Annotated in this window: 2 protein-coding genes; both read right to left on the bottom strand. The window is 52.3% G+C overall.

Features of this window, described 5'->3' with window-relative positions; all coding sequences use genetic code 11:
* Window positions 1–4: 4 nt before the first annotated feature.
* Entirely contained in the window at window positions 5–808 is an 804-nt protein-coding gene (locus RYH74_RS26200; RefSeq protein WP_237140979.1) for a DUF6708 domain-containing protein, read from the bottom strand.
* Window positions 805–2,166, bottom strand: a 1,362-nt coding sequence (locus RYH74_RS26195; protein ID WP_317410602.1) for an oxidoreductase, incomplete at its 5' end; no start/stop codon positions are given. The genes RYH74_RS26195 and RYH74_RS26200, both read right to left, overlap by 4 nt.

The raw sequence follows: 2,166 nt of genomic DNA, 5'->3' as shown, positions 1-2,166 counted from the left end.
CCTCTCATTCAGATGGGGCAGTACGGGATTCGCGGTCAATATCCTCCGGCCAATGAACCTTGGGTGCTAGGCAATGCATGTGGCTCAGGCCATCGTCGTCGTTCCAGTCACGGGGTGGGTGCACGAACTCTGGCAGGGCTTCGGGGCCTTGCTGCATGAATAGCCGGGCGATGGCCCAGTAGGCTTCGCCGTGGTAGAGGTCGTGAGTGAAGAACACGCGGTCGATGACTTCGTTGGTTTCCGGGTTGCGTACCGACAGCATGACGTTCTCGATCAGGCCGCCGTGGCCGGGGGCGTAGACTCGGTAGACTTCGGCGGTTACGTCGTCCCAGTTGTAGGCGACCGGTTTGACGCCCCAGTGTTTATGACTGAACAGATAGATGTAGTGAAATCTGAATTGATAGAGATAGATTTTGCGTCGTACGCGATTGAAGCGGATTGGTTCGTCCCGTGGGAGCAGCAGGTCCATCTTTACATATGTCGCAGTAGCCCACATGCCGACCAGAAGCATTAGTGAGGCGAGGAGGTCAACATGCCAGTCACTCGACCAATTAATACCAAATAATTTCCCAGGCATGTAGATAAAAGCACCAGCAGTAAAAGCTAGTATCGGTCCTCCTATTAATACAGCGATGCCACGCAAACTGACAGTGGATCGAGGGAGTTCTAGGTACACCGAATCATAATAATTTGGCGAGGGATCTATATCCTCAAAACTTAATCGCGGGACTGCATCCGATCTGACGTCCGGCAGATCATGACTCCAGTGCAAAGCCCGCTCGCAAAGAACTCTGGACTTGGCTTTCATTCGTTAGCTTCCCTAATACAAGTTTCGACATATGCATCTGGTAGTCGTCTATCTGGCCAATACCTTACCAGCAGTGTCGCGGCTCTTATTGTATGCTGCCCAATTGTCGCCATAAGCTCCGCCGTTCCAGTGAACTCTAGCCAAGACTGATACGGCTTATCCGAGTCAGGCGACCGTCGCTTCTTTTCCATTAAAATATCACTTTTATAATCAGGCAGATTTGGCTGAGAAAAGTCGTGAAATATAGCCGTCTTGGTAAGAGCCTCAACTTGAACAGGTTGGTGCTCATCAAGAGCGAGAGTCTCTCCACCAATAAAGTCGGGGAAAGTACCGTCACCATGGCGATGTACTGATAGGGTCCATCGATAGGCTGAATACTCATCATTGTATTTGGGTAATATGATGTAAAATTTTAGTTTGTGCTCTAGCTCCAAACTGATCAAGCCACCCATTTTGGAAGTGGTCGGGTCGCTTATGCGTTTGGATTCGAAATGAACCGCCGCGTGCACGCCAAGCGTGGCGGCATTAAGTTCTGCAAACGCTATATCTGCATATTCGGGTGTGCCCCAAGACACGACCGGACTTTCGTCGCCTCTGCCAAAGCAGCAACGTCGCGCCCAACGCTCTAATGAATCAGATTCGCTTTGTTCAGCTGAGCGGGTAAGTGCATAGGCGGCGAGTGCCAGTATTATAGCCAGGCCTAAAGGTCCGAACAGGAGGGGCTTAAATACTGCGTAGACAAACGCTCCAGTTGAAAAGGCGTACAAAAAACCTGCACGAAAATAATGCGTTTCTGCTGTATTGTCCCCGGATGCCATTGCACGTTTAGCAGCAGAAAATGCTTGCACTGAGTCAATCACTCCGGTTATTGCACCTATCATCGCACCGATTTTTATCAGCGACACACCAGCTTCTGAGGTGCTTTTAGCCCACGGCTTGCCAATGTGTTTAGTACTTGAATTCAATAGCAGTCCAACCAGTTCGATACTCCCTCCCAACACTCCCAAGTACGATCCTTGCAACGCCAACTTGGCCTCATGCGCCTTCGGCCCAATCTCCGTTTCCGCCTTTTCCTGATTCCTGCCCAGGCTGTCCTGCTGCAGATACAACCCGCCTATCGCCAGCAGGACTTCCCAGCTGCCAGCGACCCCGCGCAACCCGGAAAAACCGGTTCTAACCAATCGGGCCGCCTGCTGCGTCGTGATCTTCATCCCCTGCAACAACCTGCGCGCATCGGTTTCCAACGTCCCTGCCGCCACCGAGATATCCACCAAGGCAAGCTGTGCCGCGCTGCTCGCCTGGGTCACGCCCATGCTGGCCTCCTTGAACAACCGGCCATGCACTTCCTCGGCCTTGCC

It is taken from the genome of Pseudomonas sp. LSJ-87, from assembly GCF_032971465.1.
GTDB lineage: Bacteria > Pseudomonadota > Gammaproteobacteria > Pseudomonadales > Pseudomonadaceae > Aquipseudomonas > Aquipseudomonas putida_Z.
The sequence above is the reverse complement of the archived record's forward strand: the minus strand, read 5'-3'. Positions and strand labels throughout refer to the sequence as shown.